2 protein-coding genes are annotated in these 1,296 nt (G+C 72.7%); both read right to left on the bottom strand.

The features are described from left to right. Window positions 1-80: 80 nt before the first annotated feature. Window positions 81-347, bottom strand: a complete 267-nt coding sequence (locus tag IH13_RS0109145; RefSeq protein ID WP_031082726.1) for a protealysin inhibitor emfourin — start codon at window positions 345-347, stop codon at window positions 81-83. Window positions 348-401: 54 nt separating this feature from the next. Then, window positions 402-1,296: M4 family metallopeptidase (locus IH13_RS0109140; RefSeq protein WP_031082724.1), on the bottom strand; the 895-nt coding region annotated here is incomplete at its 5' end.

Here is a 1,296-nt window from a genome sequence, read left to right as displayed (position 1 = left end):
GGCCGGGACCAGGCGGCTGCCGGTCCCGGCCCCTTCCGGCCCAGGCGCTCCGTCGGGCGGGAGCCGTCCGCGTCACGGGGTCACGCGCCCTCCTTGAGGACCCGGGTGATGAGCGCCCGCTGCGGAGCGGTCAGGCGCGGGTCCGCGCAGTGGACGGTGCGGCCGTCGATCGTGATGCGGTACCGGAAGCCGTCCGGCACCCCCGCGGGCGGGCCGTCCGCACCCGCGTCGAGCGCCGCGGCGGCCAGGGTCTCCCACTCCCCGGCGTCGGGCCGCCCCGCGGTGTCGATCTCGCCGTGGCGTGCGATGCCCGCGAACCCGCCGGTCCGGCTCACCTGAATGCGCATTGCGTGGCTCCTGCCTGACCCGCCCGGACGGTCCTTAGGCACCTGTCTACCCGCTCATCTCGTCGCCACGCCCACCTCCGACCAGGCCTTCAGGACCGCCTCGGCCTCGTCGCCCTCGCCGAACCGACTGCGGGCCGCCGCGACGGTCAGCCGGGCGAAGGCCGCGAAGTCCGCGTCCTGGGCGAGCTCGCCGCCGGTCAGCACGTCGAACCAGATCCGGCCGGCCCGCTCCCAGGCGTTGCCGCCGAGCGCGGTGGCCAGCAGGTGGAACGCGCGGTTGGGGATGCCGGAGTTGATGTGCACCCCGCCGTTGTCCTCCTGCGTCTCGACGTAGTCGTCCATCGAGGCGGGCTGCGGGTCCTTGCCGAGCACGTCGTCGTCGTACGCCGTGCCCGGGGCCTTCATCGAGCGCAGGGCGTCGCCGCTGACCCGGGGGGCGAGGATGTCCGCCCCGATCAGCCAGTCGGCCTGTTCGGCGCTCTGGCCGAGCGAGTACTGCTTGACCAGGGAGCCGAAGACGTCCGACACCGACTCGTTGAGCGCGCCCGACTGGCCCTGGTAGGCCAGGTTCGCCGTGTACTGGGTCAGCCCGTGGGTGAGCTCGTGGGCGATCACGTCGATGGCGAGGGTGAAGTCCAGGAAGATCTCGCCGTCGCCGTCCCCGAAGACCATCTGCTCGCCGTCGAAGAACGCGTTGTTGTACTTCTCGTCGTAGTGCACGGAGCCGATCAGCGGCAGGCCCTTGCCGTCGATCGAACTGCGGCCGTACTCCGAGAGCAGCAGTTCGAAGGTGGCGCCCAGGCCGGCGTAGGCCCGGTTGACGCTGGCGTCCTGGGTGGGCTCGTCGCCCTCGTCACGGACCTTGTGGCCGGGAAGGTCCGTGCCGTGGCGGCAGTCGTAGAGGGTGCGGTGCGGTTTGGTGGGGACCGGGTCGGCGGTGCGGGGCGGG

It is taken from the genome of Streptomyces sp. NRRL WC-3549, from assembly GCF_000721935.1.
GTDB lineage: Bacteria > Actinomycetota > Actinomycetes > Streptomycetales > Streptomycetaceae > Streptomyces.
The sequence above is the reverse complement of the archived record's forward strand: the minus strand, read 5'-3'. Positions and strand labels throughout refer to the sequence as shown.